Origin of the sequence: Pseudomonas asturiensis, from assembly GCF_900143095.1 — a bacterium.
Classification (GTDB): domain Bacteria; phylum Pseudomonadota; class Gammaproteobacteria; order Pseudomonadales; family Pseudomonadaceae; genus Aquipseudomonas; species Aquipseudomonas asturiensis.
Genome location: NZ_FRDA01000013.1, coordinates 1 through 16,285 on the forward strand (window position 1 = coordinate 1; position 16,285 = coordinate 16,285).

Consider the following 16,285-nt stretch of genomic DNA (forward strand, 5'->3'; position numbering starts at 1 on the left):
CAGATGAATGCGCAGCATGGTTTCCAGAGGATAAGGTTTTCTACCACCGCCGGCCTTGGGGTAGAACGGCTCGATCAGGCCCAGTAGACCTGTCCAGGGCACGACCTGATCCATCTCGGCGAGGAAGCGTTCGCGGCGTGTCTGCTTACGCTTGCCGGCATATTCGAAATCGGAAAAGCTCATCTGGCTCATGGGCGGCTCGGATCAGGTGGTCAGGCGTATTTCATCACATCTTGGGACTTGTTCGGAGATTCCCTAGATTCGTTTTAGCCGTGAATGGGCTGTTACGATGAACGAAAACCACTGACCAACCCTCTTTAAAAAGGATAAATGGAATTAGGTTTTTAGCAGGATTTTCCAGCAACAGAAGGACATCCATGAAACCTTTCACCTGCTACAGCCGGTCAGCATTCAGGCGATGCATGCGCAGATCTTGACGATGATCAATAGTTACCGATGCGAGTAGAGATCACACGATTTTACAATGCTGTAGGGCTGTTCAAAACGTCCTCTCAATCGATATGATCATGAATCTAGGAAACAAGCCGCTATGTTCTTGATCAAGCAGCCTATTAGCCCCGAGGATGAAGCTCGCTATTTTCAGGTCATGCGTGATTACGACGACCTGATGCGCAACCTCGACGTTGGCCCGGTGCCCATGTGCCACTTCAAGGCGATGACGTAGCACTGGGACGATTCACATCCGGCCAGCGATGACCATTGGTACGAGTGCGAGCATTGACGCCACACCGCAGACAACGCCGGGGCATGGGCAAAAGTAAAAGCCCGCCACGCCCCTTTCTAGAACAAGCGTGCAAGCGCCAGCGCGATTACAACCACGAGTAGAATTGAAACAATCCCGAGCTTGAACAGCGTCCAGAGGCTTTCGCCGGTGAAGAATTTCAAACCCGCGAAGTAAATAATCACACTGATAATCAGCCCGAGAATGTCAAAGTTTTTATCGCTGCCCGGCAGTAAAGCATCCACTGACTGAGACAGGCCGATGATCAGAAAAGCCGGAAAAATGCGCAGGCCAACGTCCATGATTCGCGAAGCCAGGACCAGCCCCAATGTATTGAAAATAACTGACAGTACAAAGCTGATCATTGCCATCGTCCTTGAGAAACAGGTGTAGAGAGAGGGCACGCAATGCAGGGCTGCTGCGGGCTGCCAGACGCGACAGGATCCTAATTGATTTCTGCTGACCGTCCAACAGTCATCAAGGGGCCGCTCTGTATCCTGCGACCGTGGGGAGTCTGTATCTGTTGGCCATCCCCTCTGGCCGACACGGTTCCCATCCTGGTGTGAATGACACCGAACTTACCCGGTTGCCGATGCCACACTGACCCTGCACAATCGGTAAACATCTAGCGCTGATGTCGATCCCGCCGCGTTTCTGGTATTGGCCGGCAGATCCGGCTCAGGACTTTTCCGGGGGCTTTGCGATCCTGGCGCTGCAGCCCGCTAGGGCACGCGGCGATCAATCTCCGAAGCGGCCAGGCGATGGGAAATCAGGGCTTGGGGCAGTTTTCGTCAGGCTGACGCTGGCGCTGGTTGTTTAGTCGCTGTCGCCTGATCCGGTCGAGCCGCTATCGCTGGATGAGCAACTCGAGCTACTGTCGTAACTGTCGTAACTGTCGTAACTGTCGCCACTGCTGAATCCGCCGTAGTGCGAACGTGACAGTGTGTCGTCGCTTGAGCTGTAAACGGCATGGCCGACTTGGATCGGCGGACTAAGCGGGCTGCTAATTTCCACATGTACTTCGCTTCGATCCCGTGCGGTGGTTGTTTTTGGCGAGTTACCGCGGTGTATCGGTGGTGCGATGCATTCAGAAGGCACCACTGGATGCGGTGCCGGAGCCGTTGAAACGATACTTGGCTGTTCCGACTGCTCTGTTGGAGCTACCTCAGATGGCTTGTCGCCGAATAGCGTGGACATGAACTTGAACATTCTGTCGCCCTCGGTTGATTTTCGGTCTGGCTATGTTGCCAAGGCTAGCCAGTGGAATCTACGTTCAGCAGATCGCCGCTACGGGCCGCCTCATCAGGCAGCAATCGGTTCTCTTCGCTTACAAGGTTGACATGCTGCCGGATCATTTGTTCTTCGGTCGGGTTGCAAGGCCAGTCGTCGGTGACTTCGATGTCCATGGTGTGATTCTCAATTTCTGTATAGAAATACAGTAATTGAGTCTTTCAGATTTGGGGAGTGGTGTTCGTCGGCAGGACGCCGCAGAGGGAGTAAATTAAGAATTGCGAACCAATGTCGTTTTTGCGGACCAAAAAAAAAGGGCTTACTGAGCAGATTTGCTCGTAAGCCCTTGTTCTATAAGTGGTGCCCCGAGCCGGGGTCGAACCGGCACGTCCAAAGGACGAGGGATTTTAAGTCCCTTGCGTCTACCAATTTCGCCATCGGGGCGGTAGCGCCAAGACGGAGGAATATATACATCCAGCTGCCATGAAGCAAGCTCGCGCGTGCTCCACATGGAACAAGATGTAACCTGCATGGCTCGGAAAATCTATCGAAAAATCATGAAGCTACACGCACGATGCGGCCCAGGGCTGGTGGTTGCGTCATCGGGTTGAAGTTTTCCGACAGTCACAGGAGAGAATCAACGGCATAGTGAGCGCTGGTCCTGATGTGGACCAGCGCTCACAGACGCCGGTCAAGGCTTGCTTTTGACCGCAGCGGCCTCGACGCGGTCTGCCAGGGTGCGCAGGTAGCTGGCCAAAGCAACTTCTTCAAGCCGCAGGCCCTTGCGCTGTCTGGAGCGTGGCAAAGCGGCCAGATTGCCCAGCAGAAAGCCTTCCAGCACGGCAGGGTGGATATAGCACTTGCGGCAGATGGCTGGTGTATTGCCGAGCTGTCTGGACACCGCCTTGACCATCTCGACGATATGCCTTTTGGCATCTGCCTCGGGTTCCCAGTGCAGTTTCTGCAAAGTGGCCAGTGCCAGTGCGCTGGCGGCCCAGGTCCGGTAGTCCTTGGCGGTGAAGTCCGAGCCGGTGAGGCTGTGCAGATAGGCGTTGATGTCCGAAGATGTCACCTTATGGCGTACGCCTTCATCGTCCAGATACTGAAACAGGTTCTGACCAGGCAGCTCCATGCAGCGTTTGATGACGTTGGCCAGGCGTCGGTCCTTTACTGTAACACTGTGCTCGACACCGCTCTTGCCGCGAAACTCGAACAGAATCTGTCCGCCTTTGACTTCGACGTGCTTGTTACGCAGGGTGGTCAGGCCGTAAGAGCGATTTTCCTTGGCATACCGGCTGTTACCAATGCGGATCAGTGTTGCATCGAGCAGAGACACCACTGTTGCCATGACTTTTTCACGGCCCATGCCAGGCTGAGCGAGTTGCGCTTCTATCTGCTTGCGCACCTTGGGCAGCGCGTGCCCGAAGTCAATCATGCGTGAGTATTTATCCTGGTCGCGTATCTCGCGCCAGCGCGGATGGTAGCGATACTGCTTGCGACCGCGCGCGTCACGTCCGGTGGCCTGCAGGTGCCCATTAGGGGCGGCGCAGATCCAGACGTCGGTGTAGGCGGGCGGTACGGCCAGCGCGTTGATGCGCTTGATTTCCGACTCGTCCTTGATGCGTTCACCCTGGATGTCGAAATAAGCGAACTTGCCCCGCAGGACCTTGCGTGTGAACCCTGGCTGGGTGTCGTCTACGTAATGCAGGTCGCTGGCAAGGGGGCTGATAACCGTCGAGTCAGGCATGGCGAAATTCCAGAGGCAGTTAACAACACTGACCGCGGCCTTTTGTGGTGGTGCCGTTTATTTGCATGCGCCCCAGCCGCAATTGCGATTACGCGAGAACGGCCACCGCCTTGATCTGTGCCCACAACGACTGGCCACGATGCAATTTGAGATGATCACTGGAAAAACGGGTGATTCGGGCCAGCAGCGCGGTGCCGCCTGCGTCCAGGCGCACCAGAACATGAGCCGAATTGTCGGCAACCATCTCCTCGATCACTACAACCGGCAGCCGGTTCAAAATGCTGCTCTGGTCGTCGGGCTGCAGGTTCAGACTGACGTCTCGAGCCTGGACTTTGATGCGCAGCAGGGTGCCTGGCTGCAGTTCGGCATGCGTCACCCGCATGGAGAGGGCGCTGTCAGGCAGGGTGACGGTCAGCAATTGATAATGCGGGTCGTAAGTACTCACCGTTGCCTCGATCACTACGCCTGCGTCGTCGCCCATTGCCAGCGGCAGATCAAGGCGCGCCAGCGTTTCCCGGATGGGCCCACTGGCCAGTACATCGCCGGCTTCCAGTACCACCAGATGATCGGCCAGCCGCGCCACTTCGTCCTGCGCATGGCTGACGTACAGCATCGGGATATCCAGCTCTCTGTGCAAACGTTCCAGATAGGGCAGAATTTCGCTCTTGCGGCGGCTGTCCAACGCGGACAGCGGTTCGTCGAGCAGCATCAGGCGCGGGCTGGTCAGCAGCGCGCGTGCGATGCCGACCCGTTGACGCTCGCCGCCGGAAAGCTTGTCTGGACGACGCTCAAGCAAATGATCGATGCCCAGTAATTCGGTCGCCTGCGCCAGCCCAATGCTGCGCTGATGACGGGGAATACGTTTGAATCCGAACTCCAGGTTGTCCCTGACCGACAGGTGCGCGAACAGACTGGCTTCCTGAAAGACGTAGCCGATGGCGCGCTTGTGTGGCGCCACAAAGATGCCCTTGTCGCTGTCCTGCCAGACTTCATCATTGATTCGAACCAGGCCTTGGGAGGCTTTTTCCAGACCGGCAATGCAGCGCAGGCAAGTGGTCTTGCCAGAGCCGGACGGTCCGTAAAGCGCTGTTACGCCAGAACCTGGCAGGACCAGGTTTATCCCCATATGAAAATCGGGGTAGTCCACCTGCACGCGCACTTCGATAGACGAATCCATCGATCAACTCCATCCCGTTCTGGATTTGCCGCTGGAATAAAGCGCCAGCAGCACGAGAAATGAAAACACCAGCATCGCCCCGGCCAGCCAATGGGCTTGCAGATACTCCATGGACTCGACGTGGTCGAAAATCTGCACCGACACCACGCGGGTTTTCTCGGGGATGTTGCCGCCGATCATCAGTACCACACCGAATTCGCCGACCGTGTGGGCAAAGCCTAGAATCGCACCGGTGATGAAGCCCGGTCTGGCCAGTGGCAGGATGACGTTGAAGAAGGTGTCCCATGGGCCGGCTCTGAGGGTTGCAGCGACCTCCAGCGGACGCGGGCCAATGGCCGAAAACGCGTTTTGCAGCGGTTGCACCACGAAGGGCATTGAGTACAGCACCGAGCCGATGACCAAACCGGTGAAGCTGAACGTCAGCGTCCCCAGCCCCAGGCTCTGGGTCAACTGGCCTACAGCGCCGTTGGGGCCGAGCAACAGCAACAGATAGAAACCGATAACGGTTGGCGGCAGCACCAGGGGCAGGGCGACCACGGCTCCTACGGGGCCCTTGAGCCATGATTGGGTACGCGAAAGCCATAGCGCGATGGGCGTGCCGATTACCAGCAGAATAACGGTGGTCAGCGAGGCGAGCTTGAGCGTCAGCCAGATCGCTGCAATATCGGCACTTCCAAGCGGCATTTAGAGTTGATATCCGAACGACTTGATGATGGCGGCCGCTTGCGGACCTTTCAGGTACTGGACCAGCGCCTTGGCGGCAGGGTTGTCCTTGCCTTTGCTGAGAATCACCGCGTCCTGTTTGATCGGGTCATGCAGCTCTGCTGGAACGATCCAGGCCGAGCCGCTGGTGAGCTTGCCGTCCTTGTAGATTTGCGACAGGGCAACGAAGCCCAGTTCTGCATTGCCAGTGGAGACAAACTGGTAGGCCTGGGTGATGCTCTGGCCTTCGACGATTTTCGCCTTGGTCGCGTCGACAAGTCCCAGCTTGCCCAGTACCTGCGTGGCCGCCAGGCCATAAGGCGCGGTCTTGGGATTGGCGATGGACAGGTGCTGGTATTGATTGCCCTTGAGCACGCTGCCTTGGTCATCGACATAGCCTTCTTTGGCCGACCACAGCGCGAGTGTTCCGATGGCATAGGTAAAGCGGGAGCCCTTGACGGTATCGCCTTCGTGTTCAAGTTTGGCGGGTGTGGTGTCATCGGCCGACAGAAACACTTCGAACGGCGCGCCATTCTTGATCTGGGTGTAGAACTGGCCCGTGGCACCAAAGGCTGCAACCAGCTTATGGCCGGTGTCACGCTCGAAGTCCTTGGCAATGGCCTGAATGGGCGCGGTGAAGTTGGCCGCTACAGCGACCTGCACTTCGTCGGCCAAGGCTGATGCCGTGCAGGTCAGGGTGAACGCAAGGGTGGTGAATTTCAAAAGGGTTCGAAGCGGGGACGCGTACATGCAGCAACTCCGGGAAGACAAGGCGCGCCAACGAGCTGGAGGCGTTTCGCTATATATCTAAATATATAGCGATCCCTCCCCGTTGCGAAAGCAATGTTTCAGGCGCGGTTCAAAATGCTCAATGCATCGTCAGCCAGTTTTCGGGTCAATTGGGCTGCGCCGAGCGAGTGCTTGATACCGACTGCCTGGCCCGCCCAGAGGTTCATGAAATCGCCGCTGCCTTGGGGCTCGGCCTTGGCCCGCAGCGGCATCAACGCGCCGCCAGCCAGCGGAAACGCCGGAGCCAGAAGGCTCATGGGGCCGATTTCCCGCATGATCCGATTCATGATGCCCCGTGCGGGACGGCCCGTGAACAGGTTGGTTACGGCGGTTTCGCTGTCCGTGGCAGTGCCGAGCGCCTCGCGGTGAGGCGCACTCACCCTGGCTTCCGGGCAGAACAGATAAGCCGTGCCCACTTGCGCAGCGGACGCCCCCAGCACGAACGCTGCTGCAACACCGCGCCCGTCGGCAATGCCGCCAGCGGCAATGACCGGGACACTCACTGCATCGGCAATCTGCGGCAATAATGCGAAGGTGCCCACCTGGGTATCCAGTTGATCGCTGAGAAACAGGCCTCGATGTCCGCCCGCCTCATAGCCCATGGCGATAATCGCATCACAGCCACGCTGTTCGAGCCAGAGGGCTTCCTGCACCGTTGTCGCCGAGGCAATGATCTTTGCACCGGTGGCGCGAACCCGGTTCAGCAAGGCCTGCTCGGGAAGTCCGAAATGAAAGCTGACCACCTCAGGCTTCAGGTGCTCGACCAGCGCACAACTGTCGCTGTCGAACGGTGCGCGGTTGGACACCGGCGTTGGCGCTTCGTAGTCGGCACCCAGTTCTTCGTAATATGGCTTGAGCGCCTGTTTCCAACGCTCTGCCTGCTCGGCATCGAACGGCGGAGGCTGATGGCAGAAGAAGTTCAGGTTCAACGGTGCATGGCTGTTTTCACGAAAGACTGCTACTTCATCGCGGATCTGATCCAGGGTGAGCATCGCGCAGGGCAGCGACGCCAGACCTCCCGCATTGGCAACGGCGATCGCCATGGCCGACCCGGTCGCGCCCGCCATGGGGGCGTGGAGAATCGGGCGCTCGATATTGAAAAGTTCCAGAATGCGCGTATCTGGCCAAAGGCTCATGCGGGGTCTCCTGATGCGTGGCAAAGGGAAGCAATCATTTGAACGCGGCATGCGGGGTTTGGCAACCGCCTGGCCTGCCACTTCAAGTGGCCTGTCCGGGGCGTCTGTTGACATAAAAGACGATCGGTCTAATATTCAGCGCATGACGACTTTATCTGACCAGCATCCGCAAACACGCCGTCCCGGGCGTCCACCGAAAGTGGACCGTGACAACCTGGAAACCCGGGAAACGCTGCTGCGTCGTGGTCTTGAGGTGCTGACTGAACAGGGCTTCTCCGCGACCGGGATCGATTACATCCTCAAGGAAATCGGCGTCCCCAAGGGCTCGTTCTACCACTATTTCCCCAGCAAGGAAGCGTACGGTCGGGCAGTGCTGGACCAGTATTGCCACTATTTCGCGCAGCGTCTGGATCGCTGGTTTCTCGATGAAAGCCTCTCACCGCTGGAGCGGCTGGTGGGTTTTGTGCAGAGCGCCAAGGCGGGCATGGCGCGTCACGATTATCGACGCGGCTGCATGGTCGGCAATCTGGGCCAGGAGATCTGCCTGCTGCCGGATGCGTTCCGGGATGTACTGGAGCAGACGCTGCTTGACTGGCAGGCCAGACTCACGCTTTGCCTGAAGGCTGCGCAGCAGGCTGGCGAATTGGCCAGGGACGCCGACTGCGCCGAGCTGGCGGCGTTTTTCTGGATCGGTTGGGAAGGGGCTGTACTGCGCGCGCGGCTGGTGAAAAGCGATACCCCGCTGAACACGTTCATTGCCGGTTTTCTTCGCGGACTGCCGCAATGATTTCTTCGGTCTATTTAAAGACGATCGGTCTAAATTGGAGGCGCCCATGCCTGTAAGCACATTCAACGCCATTGTGATTGATAAGGACGAGTCGGGTTATCGGGTCAAACTGACGGCGGTCGACGAGGCAGACCTGCCAGCAGGTGACGTCACGGTGCGCGTCTCCCACAGCACGCTCAACTATAAGGACGCCCTGGCGCTGACCGGCCAAAGCCCGATTGTCCGAAGCTTCCCCATGGTGCCGGGCATCGATCTGGCAGGCACTGTTGAAGCCAGCCAGTCTTCGGAATTCAAGGTGGGTGAAAAGGTACTGCTCAACGGCTGGGGTGTGGGTGAAGGGCACTGGGGCGGGCTTGCGCAACGGGCCCGTCTGAAAAGCGAATGGCTGATTCCACTCCCTGATGCTTTTACCGCCGGTCAGGCGATGGCCATTGGCACGGCCGGCTACACGGCGATGCTCAGCGTCATCGCGCTGGAAAAGCACGGGGTCAAACCCGATGACGGCGAAATACTCGTCACAGGTGCCAACGGTGGGGTAGGCAGCTTCACCATCGCGATTCTGGCCGGGCTTGGTTATCAGGTCGTCGCCTCAACAGGGCGTGTCGCAGAAAGCGACTACCTGAAACAGCTGGGCGCCGTGCGCATCATCGACAGGGCAACGCTTTCCGGGCCCGGTCGCCCATTGGCGAAGGAGCAATGGGCCGCTGCCGTGGATTCGGTGGGCAGCCACACGCTGGCCAATGTCTGCGCCGCCATCAAGTACCGTGGCGTCGTTGCTGCGTGTGGCCTTGCACAGGGCATGGACTTTCCGGGATCCGTCGCGCCTTTCATTCTGCGTGGTGTGACGCTGGCGGGCATCGACAGCGTTACCCGGCCTCGCGCCGATCGCCTTGAAGCCTGGTCGAGGCTGGCGAACGACCTCGACGTGTCGTTACTGCCACTGATCAGTCGGGAAATCCGGCTGAGCGAAGTCATCGACATTGCGCCACAGTTGATCGCCGGTCAGGTGCGAGGCCGCGTCGTGGTGGATACCTCCCGATAAGGAAAAGGGCTGATATCGACGATCTCGATCCGGTCTGCCGCCGTGTGTCGAGGGTTAAGCATGATGATTGCCGATTGTGGCAGGAAGGATGAAGGCACGATCAGGCCCAGGTGCAGGTTATCGCTGAGCCAGCGCGTGCCGAAATCCTTGCTGGGGGTGTCTGCTGGCCGTGCATTCCAGCCGACGGGCAGTTGTTCGTCCGCAGGCCGGTGGTAAAGCTGCGGTACGTCTGGCAGCCGGACGTGAACCAGTTTCATGTCGCTGGGGATTTGCGGGCCTTGCATCAGCGCTTCCAGCGCACAGATAGCAGGCGTGAGACCGAAATAAAGGGCGGGGTGTTGCGGGTGATTCCAGCGCGCGCCGAATTGCGCGGCGTATTGGCCTGAGCGATCCAGGGCGACGGCTGCTCGGGAAATTCGCCAGGCATCCATCAGGCCGGGGCCCCATAGCTGAGTGCGGCCAGTACCCGATGAGTCTGTCGCGCCCCGATGTCCGTTTCGCACATTTGAAATGGCATCTGCTGACCCAGCGCAGGGTTGACGGTGCACATCCACACGCTGGCCTGCTCGGGTGTTTCGAGCAGTTGCAGCGCGTGGATGGCTACCATCGCAAGCCGATCCACTCGCTCCGAGGCAACAGGATCGAGAGGCCGTTGCTGGTGCTGGCGCCTTTCCAGCGTGGACGTGGACATATTGAGCAGAGCTTGCAGATCATCGCCGCCGAGTTTGAAGGCGTCTTTGATGGCTCGCACCCATTTGGCTGCCAGGCCTGCCTGGATATTGGCCAGTCGCTCGGCCTCGCTGTGCTGGGTGAGCTGATGGGCAAGCAACCAGAAATCGGCTCCGGCTGTGCCATGAGCGCTGTGAGGTGGATGTTTGTCAGAGGGGACGTGCTTACGGGTGGACATTAAAACGAGGGCTCGATGTGCGACGGTAGAAACCGGGCCGGACAGGCTATCGGACACGACCGCTCGTTCAACCCCGAAGATGTTACCGAGGTTTGCTCCCGGTCAGCGTGCTAGAGTCAATGCTTTGAAATGACTGGACGGTGCCGTGCAGAACTGCGGACACCTGCCCTCGAAAGGCCCTGCTCGACATGTCGCACAATCCCTTCACCGACCCGGCCGCCAGCGTCAGGCCATCTCCATCGCTTCCGGACGTCAGCAATCCGCTGCAGCTTTATCTCGCCCGGCTCGCGCCGTCCAGTCGCCTGACCATGAAGTACGTCCTGCAGGATGCTGCCGACCGGCTGGGAATGGTCGATGTCGACATCATCGACATTCCCTGGCACACACTGCAACCGGGCCACGTCACTGCGCTGGTGTCGGCCCTGCGTGAGGATGACTACGCACCCAACACCACGTCGCTGTACGTCAACGCCATTCGTGGTGTCATGAACGAGGCCTGGCGGCATGATCTGATCAGTCACGATCAACTGCTTAAAATCCGTTCGATCAAACCGGTCAATGGCTCCCGCCTGGCCAAGGGACGCAATATCCGTCGCACCTTGATCCGTGAACTGATGGACGCCTGCGCCGCCGATCCCAGGCCGCAAGGACGAAGGGATGCAGCGATCATCGCGATTCTTTACGGCTCGGGGATGCGCAAGTCGGAGTCGGTCAACCTGGACCTGGCTCAGGTCGACTTTTCCGAACGCAGCCTGCGGGTGATGGGCAAGGGCAATAAACAGCTGGTCAAATACGCGCCCGAATGGGCCTTCAGTGCGTTGAATGACTGGCTGGAACTGCGCCGCTCCTGCCTGCCGCCGGGGCAGGACGATGACGCGTTTCTGTTCAACCGCATTCGCCGTGGCAGCAACATCACCCGAGAGCGGATCACCAAGCATGCAATTTATTTCATTGCCAAGCAGCGCGGGCGACAGGTGGGGGTCAACATCATGCCCCATGACTTTCGGCGTTCGTTCATTACGCGAGTTATCGAAGAATACGATCTGTCGATCGCCCAGAAACTCGCCCACCACACGCACATCGCAACCACCGCCAGCTATGACATGCGCAGTGAGAACGAGCGACGCAATGTGGTGGATCGCTTCGATCTCTAGGCAAAAAAAAGCCACCTCACTGGGGTGCGAGGTGGCTTAAAGATCTAACCAAAGGAGTAATGAAGAAGAGCAGGTATTCTTCGGCACCGCGATGCGGATTCGCCGTGCCGGGAAACATGTTCACTCATCGGGTGTGACAATAACACCGGTTACTTGAATACAATTATCAGCCGTGTCGATAGTGACTATCATCACTTACAGCGTGCCGCGAAGATGGGCAATCCAGACGCGTTATAGTGCCCTTTGTCCGCTCCGGGCGGGCGGTGTTGATCAACTACGCGCGCAGCTTTCGCTGAGGCGCAGGTACTCGAGATTGTGGCGCACGCCCTGGCTATCGAGGTAGATCATGTGGGCCTGGACCGGCTCGCATTCGTCGGAGGTCGCGCTCGACAGGCTGATCACCTTGGCAATATCAAGTGTCTGTGAGTAGTTGTACTCAACTGCAGCAGGTGTGCGCTGATCGTGTGCAGCACTGTTACGAGCGTCCCCGGCAGAGGCAACAAGGCTGAATACAGATAATGCGGCAAACAGTACATAGTTCATGAAGTTCTCCTGACGTTCTTTCATGGCAGCGCCAGCAACTTGGCGTTGCAGATGCTGCCATTGTAAGCAACTGACCTGAGAGAGCCGAAATGATGGCTATCAATACGCTTAATCATTGAAATGGATAAATGCGTAGCGCGTTTGCAGTATCTCGCTGCCCGGAAAGCGCGCGTTCAGGCATTCAGAAAATCGATCCGACCCTGACCACGTATCAAGGGATCGGATAGCCAATTGTTTCCGCAAATTTCATGCTTTGCCCCATTCACAGCACACGGGTCTGAGCATGGAAAAGTTCGATATACACCGTAAAACCAACTTCGATGCCCTGGTACATGAGTATGGGCTCGACGGCAGCCGCCTGTTGCCCTGGCAAGGCTATCCGATGCCGTTCGCGGGGGGCTGGTGCGTGGTACGCCCGGGCACCAGCAGCGAGGCGCATACCCAGATCGATCAGGAGATCTTCATCGCCATCAAGGGCCGCGCCCGACTGGTAGTGGGCGATAAGGAAATGCCCTTTGAGGTGGGCGATATCGCGGCCATTCCGAAACACACCAATCATTACGTCATCAATGATTCGGATGAGGACTTTCATTTTTACGTGGTGTGGTGGGACATGAACTACGTGAACGCCTTCGTCGAGCAGCACTGTGAAACCACGGGGTGCCTCAATGACTAAGTTCATCGTGACCATCACGCCGCCCACGCCCAATGGCGATCTGCACATTGGTCACATTGCCGGTCCGTTCCTGGCTGCGGATGTCTTCACTCGGGTGCAGCGTCAGCGCGGGCATGATTGTGTGTTGCTGTCCTATTCGGACGACTATCAGTCGTACATGTTGCGCAAGGGGCTGGAAACCGGCGTCGATCCTGTGGAGCTCGCCAACCGCAATTCGGACCGCATCGAAGCGTCGCTGGCCGCGATCAACATCCAGCCCGATAACTGGATGCGACCCTACGACAACCGCTGGTTCACCGAGGCGGTGGCCGAGGTGTTCAACAAGGTGCGCGATGCAGGGCTCATCGAGTTTCGCGATTCAAGCGAACCCTATTGCCCAGACTGCGATGTCTGGGGTTACGAGGCATTTGCGCGAGGCAACTGCAATTATTGCGGGGCCGAGTCTGACGCCAGTCAGTGCGAGAGCTGCGCACAGGCACCTGACGCGCAATTGATGACCGAACTGCACTGCAAACTCTGTAAACAACCTTCGCAATGGAAAACCGCCCACCGCGCGTTTCTGAAACTGGCCGTCTGTAAACCGGCATTGCGTGATCGTTTGCTGGATCGCCAGTGGCGCAGCCCGCTCAATACCTGGCTGCGCGAGACCCTGGAGCACATTCACGACTGGGGCGTCACGCGTCCGCACGATGGAGGCCTGGATCTTCAGCCCGACGGCTCGTGCCGGGTGCACACCTGGTTCATGGGGTTGCCTGGCTACATGGCTGCGTTTCGCGAGTACGCCGACCGCATCGGTCGTCCTGAGCTGTTTCGTCAGTATTGGCAGTCGGGGCAGGGCACGCTGGTGCATTTTCTCGGCTTCGACTGTGTGTTCAGTCACGCCGTCGTCTACCCGGCGCAATTGTCGGTGATGGACGATATTCGGGTCCAGCAACGCTTCGTGCCCAACCAGTTTCTCAAGCTGGACGGCCTCAATCTGTCGACCAGCCGCAATCACGCGATCTGGGTCGCGGATCTGGCACGCGAGGCCTGCGCCGACAGTGCCCGGTTGTATCTGGCGAGCATCGCGCCCGAGGAAAGCGAAGGCGATTTCCGGCTGCAGCACTTTCTGCACTGGCGCGCAGGCGTATTCGGGGAGTTCTTCCCGGCATTGCTCAAAGCCGGTGGGCAGCGTGACAGCAGTTGGTGGAGTGGTGTGTGTGGCGCGGACGCAGGTCTTCTGGAAGCGCTCCGCCTGCAATGGAGCAAGGCGTGCGAGCCGAATCAGTTCTCCATGAAAGGCATGGCTCAGGTGCTGCTGGATGTAATCGCGATCACTCGCACGCGGCTGGCGGAAGGCCGACCGGTGAGCCATCTCGCAGCATTCATTGCCGTGATCGGCAAGGCGCTGATCCCCGAGACGTCGGCACGCATCGTTCAGGCCTTCGATCTGCCGGAAGCCAGGGTCAATGCCACGGTTTTGTCGGGATCGGCTGCCGAATACTCCATCTGAACGGACTCACCACGATGTTCATCGATTATGAAATAGCGGTCATTGGTGCCGGCATCATCGGCGCCAGTATCGCGGCCAGACTGTGCAGCGCAGGGACGTCGGTCGCGCTGATCGACAAGGGCGCTGCGGGCAGCCTGGGGGCCAGTGGCTACTCGGGCGGGCTGGTTCGCCTGTACGACAGCGATCCGCTGCTGATGGAGCTGGCGGCCTACTCCATCGGCTTGATGGAAGAGGGCGTATTCGCGACGACTTACAGCCAGGCGTTACGGCGCACCGGGGTGATCTACCGGGCCGCAACCGATCAACTGGACAACCTGTGTCGCGCCATCGAGCTATACGGCAGTGAACAGTACCCGATGCGTCTGCTGAGTCACCGTGAGCTGGACGGCGGCGGCTATCCGCGTAGTCCAGACGAGAACCGCGTCAATCTGTTCGAGACGCGTGCCTGTGTCGGCAACGTACGTCAGGCGGTTGCAGCGCTGTGTGGCGTGGTGCGGCAACACGGTCTGCTGCTGGAGCATCGCGAGATCAAGGCCATCGAGGCTCGGTCGCCGGACCTCGTGCACATTGAGCTGGGCGATGCGACCTTGCGCTGCCGTGCGGTGGTGATCGCCACCGGCGCGTGGTGCCAGCAGCTCGTTCCGCAACTCGGCCTTGAAGCGCGCTCGATTCCGCTGGCACGGGTCATGACCGACAGCGACTGGAGCATGCCGGTGATCGACGCCGTCACCCAAAGCTACGGCATCCCGCTGACCCGCAACATCGTGCAGACCGGCTGCGGGCTGCGCGACAGCGGTGTCTGGCCGGAGCATCTCGCGTTGCCTGACGCACGCCATACCGAAGATGCCTGCAAGCGTGTTGCGCAGCTTTCCGATTCGTGGGCGGCGCAGGTTCGCGTGCTGGACGTCTTGCCGGGTTTTGACAGCTACAGCGCGGATGGCCGGCCGGTAGTGGGGTTTTGCGACGAGCACAGCCCGATTTATGTGGCTGCCGGCATGTCGGGGCTGGGCTTCAAGTTCGCGCCGGGCATCGCACACATTGCGTTCGACCAGTTGCGTCATCGCTTGTCAGGTTCATTGTCGCCATGCCCGGGCTGGTCGGCGCTGGCGCCAGGTCGCGTATTACGAAGCCCCCGTCAGCAAGGGGTTCAGTCATGACGGCTGTGGTGCAGGACCTCGTGACGTTGCGGGTTGGCGTCAGTGCGCTGTTTGACCCGGATGACACGCCCCACGCGCGGACTTTTCTCAGGGCCATGGCGGTGGCGCGTCACTCCATTCCAGGGCTGGACCGCGTGCAGTGGCGCTTTCTCGACGATGGCGCCAACGCCCGCCGGGGCGCCGAGGTGGCGCAGCAGATGATCGACTGGCAGGCCGATCTGGTCATAGGCCATTTTTCGTCCGATGCCGCCATCGGCGCAGCGCCGCTTTATCAGCGAGCAGGTATTGCGCTGTTGACGCCTGCGGCGACGATTGACCGGCTGACGCAGGAGCACCCCAACGTGTTTCGTCTCTGCCCCTCGGATCGACAACTGGCCAGTGACCTGACGCACTGGCTATCGAGTCGTCAATGGCGCGCGGTCCATCTTCAGGCAGACGGCAGCGCACATGGCCAGGCGCTGGTCGTGGCCATTGGCAATGCACTGGCGGATGCCGGGTTGCGAGCAGTGAGCGACCCGGAGCAGGCAGACGTTGAGGTCTTCGCCGGACGCCTGCGGGCCAGTCGCGAGCATTGGCAGGCACGACGCCAGACCGGCAGCACACGGCCCTTGGTGCTGACCGATGACGCCGCGTCACCGCATCTGGGCTACGCGCCGGAGCAGGACCGTGACACGTACGTGATCGGCTTTGGCGAGCCGGATAACCCGCTTGCCGAGGCACTGCATCGGTCGCTGTTCGGTGCGCCGCCGCAGACCTATTACCGGGAAAGCCTGCTGATGTTCTACGTGCTGGCGGTGCTGGCCGACAGCGCGTGGCGCAAGGAGCAGCTACTGGACGTGCTGAACAACTCCGCGTTCAGCACGCCGCTGGGCACGGTCAGCTTCGCTCAGGGTGAGTACCGCCATGCATTCAACAGTATCTGGCGGCTCGGTGCCGAAGGGTTGATCCCGATCTCTCGCTGATACCTGCAACTGCTGTTTAACGCCTTTACGCCAACTCTAAGG

At 59.3% G+C, this 16,285-nt stretch carries 19 protein-coding genes and 1 tRNA gene; 8 read left to right on the forward strand and 12 right to left on the reverse strand.

What is annotated here, in order from left to right:
* Nucleotides 1-192, reverse strand: a 192-nt coding sequence (locus BUB69_RS20175) for a transposase (RefSeq protein WP_483878437.1), incomplete at its 3' end; no start/stop codon positions are given.
* A gap of 358 nt (nucleotides 193-550) precedes the next feature.
* Here BUB69_RS20175 and BUB69_RS29340 point away from each other — a divergent pair.
* Complete coding sequence (locus BUB69_RS29340) at nucleotides 551-685, forward strand: hypothetical protein (protein WP_268744497.1); 135 nt, start codon at nucleotides 551-553, stop codon at nucleotides 683-685.
* A 116-nt stretch (nucleotides 686-801) separates the two neighbouring features.
* On the opposite strand, the gene BUB69_RS20180 is transcribed toward BUB69_RS29340, so the two are convergent.
* From BUB69_RS20180 to BUB69_RS20210, 8 genes are all read right to left on the reverse strand, one after another.
* The gene (locus BUB69_RS20180) at nucleotides 802-1,113 is read right to left on the reverse strand and encodes a hypothetical protein (RefSeq protein WP_141121881.1); all 312 of its coding nucleotides are present in this window, start codon (nucleotides 1,111-1,113) and stop codon (nucleotides 802-804) included.
* Nucleotides 1,114-1,995: 882 nt separating this feature from the next.
* Nucleotides 1,996-2,148 carry a hypothetical protein gene (locus BUB69_RS28935; RefSeq protein ID WP_163031997.1) on the reverse strand — a complete coding sequence of 51 codons (153 nt, stop codon included), beginning with the start codon at nucleotides 2,146-2,148 and terminating at the stop codon, nucleotides 1,996-1,998.
* A gap of 182 nt (nucleotides 2,149-2,330) precedes the next feature.
* Nucleotides 2,331-2,416 (reverse strand) — tRNA-Leu (locus BUB69_RS20185).
* A 247-nt stretch (nucleotides 2,417-2,663) separates the two neighbouring features.
* On the reverse strand, nucleotides 2,664-3,719 hold the full coding sequence (locus BUB69_RS20190; protein WP_073169826.1) for a DNA topoisomerase IB: 1,056 nt from the start codon (nucleotides 3,717-3,719) through the stop codon (nucleotides 2,664-2,666).
* 88 nt (nucleotides 3,720-3,807) lie between these two features.
* On the reverse strand, nucleotides 3,808-4,896 hold the full coding sequence (gene modC, locus BUB69_RS20195; protein WP_073169827.1) for a molybdenum ABC transporter ATP-binding protein: 1,089 nt from the start codon (nucleotides 4,894-4,896) through the stop codon (nucleotides 3,808-3,810).
* A gap of 3 nt (nucleotides 4,897-4,899) precedes the next feature.
* Entirely contained in the window at nucleotides 4,900-5,580 is a 681-nt protein-coding gene (modB, locus tag BUB69_RS20200) for a molybdate ABC transporter permease subunit (protein ID WP_024686890.1), read from the reverse strand.
* Nucleotides 5,581-6,348 carry a molybdate ABC transporter substrate-binding protein gene (gene modA / locus BUB69_RS20205; protein WP_073169829.1) on the reverse strand — a complete coding sequence of 256 codons (768 nt, stop codon included), beginning with the start codon at nucleotides 6,346-6,348 and terminating at the stop codon, nucleotides 5,581-5,583.
* Between the two features lie 98 nt (nucleotides 6,349-6,446).
* Complete coding sequence (locus tag BUB69_RS20210) at nucleotides 6,447-7,523, reverse strand: NAD(P)H-dependent flavin oxidoreductase (protein WP_073169831.1); 1,077 nt, start codon at nucleotides 7,521-7,523, stop codon at nucleotides 6,447-6,449.
* 142 nt (nucleotides 7,524-7,665) lie between these two features.
* Here BUB69_RS20210 and acuR point away from each other — a divergent pair, with 142 nt between their 5' ends.
* Both acuR and acuI read left to right on the forward strand, forming a co-directional pair.
* Nucleotides 7,666-8,310, forward strand: a complete 645-nt coding sequence (gene acuR / locus BUB69_RS20215) for an acrylate utilization transcriptional regulator AcuR (RefSeq protein WP_073170069.1) — start codon at nucleotides 7,666-7,668, stop codon at nucleotides 8,308-8,310.
* Nucleotides 8,311-8,356: 46 nt separating this feature from the next.
* A complete protein-coding gene (gene acuI / locus BUB69_RS20220) occupies nucleotides 8,357-9,352 on the forward strand; it encodes an acrylyl-CoA reductase (NADPH) (protein WP_073169833.1) in 996 nt (331 codons plus the stop codon).
* Here the strand turns inward: acuI and BUB69_RS20225 are convergent.
* On the reverse strand, nucleotides 9,313-9,783 hold the full coding sequence (locus BUB69_RS20225) for an RES family NAD+ phosphorylase (RefSeq protein ID WP_073169835.1): 471 nt from the start codon (nucleotides 9,781-9,783) through the stop codon (nucleotides 9,313-9,315). The two genes, acuI and BUB69_RS20225, sit on opposite strands and share 40 nt — an antisense overlap.
* Nucleotides 9,783-10,259, reverse strand: a complete 477-nt coding sequence (locus tag BUB69_RS20230) for an antitoxin Xre-like helix-turn-helix domain-containing protein (protein ID WP_073169836.1) — start codon at nucleotides 10,257-10,259, stop codon at nucleotides 9,783-9,785. Before BUB69_RS20230 ends, BUB69_RS20225 begins: the two co-directional genes overlap by 1 nt.
* Nucleotides 10,260-10,447: 188 nt before the next feature.
* On the opposite strand from BUB69_RS20230, the gene BUB69_RS20235 reads away from it, so the two are divergent.
* On the forward strand, nucleotides 10,448-11,413 hold the full coding sequence (locus BUB69_RS20235) for a site-specific integrase (RefSeq protein WP_073169838.1): 966 nt from the start codon (nucleotides 10,448-10,450) through the stop codon (nucleotides 11,411-11,413).
* Between the two features lie 270 nt (nucleotides 11,414-11,683).
* Here the strand turns inward: BUB69_RS20235 and BUB69_RS20240 are convergent, their stop codons facing one another.
* A complete protein-coding gene (locus BUB69_RS20240; protein ID WP_073170071.1) occupies nucleotides 11,684-11,956 on the reverse strand; it encodes a DUF2790 domain-containing protein in 273 nt (90 codons plus the stop codon).
* Between the two features lie 283 nt (nucleotides 11,957-12,239).
* On the opposite strand from BUB69_RS20240, the gene BUB69_RS20245 reads away from it, so the two are divergent.
* From BUB69_RS20245 to BUB69_RS20260, 4 genes are read left to right on the forward strand one after another with little or no spacing between them, the layout of a single operon-like run.
* Nucleotides 12,240-12,632: a cupin domain-containing protein gene (locus tag BUB69_RS20245; RefSeq protein ID WP_073169840.1), complete on the forward strand. Its 393-nt coding sequence runs from the start codon at nucleotides 12,240-12,242 to the stop codon at nucleotides 12,630-12,632.
* A complete protein-coding gene (locus tag BUB69_RS20250; protein WP_073169842.1) occupies nucleotides 12,625-14,124 on the forward strand; it encodes a methionine--tRNA ligase in 1,500 nt (499 codons plus the stop codon). The genes BUB69_RS20245 and BUB69_RS20250 overlap by 8 nt, the downstream gene beginning before the upstream one ends.
* 14 nt (nucleotides 14,125-14,138) lie before the next feature.
* Nucleotides 14,139-15,281, forward strand: a complete 1,143-nt coding sequence (locus BUB69_RS20255) for an NAD(P)/FAD-dependent oxidoreductase (protein WP_073169844.1) — start codon at nucleotides 14,139-14,141, stop codon at nucleotides 15,279-15,281.
* The gene (locus BUB69_RS20260) at nucleotides 15,278-16,243 is read left to right on the forward strand and encodes an ABC transporter substrate-binding protein (protein ID WP_073169846.1); all 966 of its coding nucleotides are present in this window, start codon (nucleotides 15,278-15,280) and stop codon (nucleotides 16,241-16,243) included. The genes BUB69_RS20255 and BUB69_RS20260 overlap by 4 nt, the downstream gene beginning before the upstream one ends.
* Nucleotides 16,244-16,285: the final 42 nt, after the last annotated feature.

Coding starts and splice junctions, on each gene's coding strand:
- acuR (WP_073170069.1), top strand. CDS start 7,666: ATGACGACTTTATCTGACCAGCATCCGCAAACACGCCGTCCCGGGCGT.
- modC (WP_073169827.1), bottom strand. CDS start 4,896: ATGGATTCGTCTATCGAAGTGCGCGTGCAGGTGGACTACCCCGATTTT.
- BUB69_RS20180 (WP_141121881.1), bottom strand. CDS start 1,113: ATGGCAATGATCAGCTTTGTACTGTCAGTTATTTTCAATACATTGGGG.
- BUB69_RS20250 (WP_073169842.1), top strand. CDS start 12,625: ATGACTAAGTTCATCGTGACCATCACGCCGCCCACGCCCAATGGCGAT.
- BUB69_RS20255 (WP_073169844.1), top strand. CDS start 14,139: ATGTTCATCGATTATGAAATAGCGGTCATTGGTGCCGGCATCATCGGC.
- BUB69_RS28935 (WP_163031997.1), bottom strand. CDS start 2,148: ATGGACATCGAAGTCACCGACGACTGGCCTTGCAACCCGACCGAAGAA.
- BUB69_RS20235 (WP_073169838.1), top strand. CDS start 10,448: ATGTCGCACAATCCCTTCACCGACCCGGCCGCCAGCGTCAGGCCATCT.
- BUB69_RS20260 (WP_073169846.1), top strand. CDS start 15,278: ATGACGGCTGTGGTGCAGGACCTCGTGACGTTGCGGGTTGGCGTCAGT.
- modB (WP_024686890.1), bottom strand. CDS start 5,580: ATGCCGCTTGGAAGTGCCGATATTGCAGCGATCTGGCTGACGCTCAAG.
- modA (WP_073169829.1), bottom strand. CDS start 6,348: ATGTACGCGTCCCCGCTTCGAACCCTTTTGAAATTCACCACCCTTGCG.
- BUB69_RS20245 (WP_073169840.1), top strand. CDS start 12,240: ATGGAAAAGTTCGATATACACCGTAAAACCAACTTCGATGCCCTGGTA.
- BUB69_RS20210 (WP_073169831.1), bottom strand. CDS start 7,523: ATGAGCCTTTGGCCAGATACGCGCATTCTGGAACTTTTCAATATCGAG.
- BUB69_RS20240 (WP_073170071.1), bottom strand. CDS start 11,956: ATGAACTATGTACTGTTTGCCGCATTATCTGTATTCAGCCTTGTTGCC.
- BUB69_RS20190 (WP_073169826.1), bottom strand. CDS start 3,719: ATGCCTGACTCGACGGTTATCAGCCCCCTTGCCAGCGACCTGCATTAC.
- BUB69_RS20225 (WP_073169835.1), bottom strand. CDS start 9,783: ATGGATGCCTGGCGAATTTCCCGAGCAGCCGTCGCCCTGGATCGCTCA.
- acuI (WP_073169833.1), top strand. CDS start 8,357: ATGCCTGTAAGCACATTCAACGCCATTGTGATTGATAAGGACGAGTCG.
- BUB69_RS20230 (WP_073169836.1), bottom strand. CDS start 10,259: ATGTCCACCCGTAAGCACGTCCCCTCTGACAAACATCCACCTCACAGC.
- BUB69_RS29340 (WP_268744497.1), top strand. CDS start 551: ATGTTCTTGATCAAGCAGCCTATTAGCCCCGAGGATGAAGCTCGCTAT.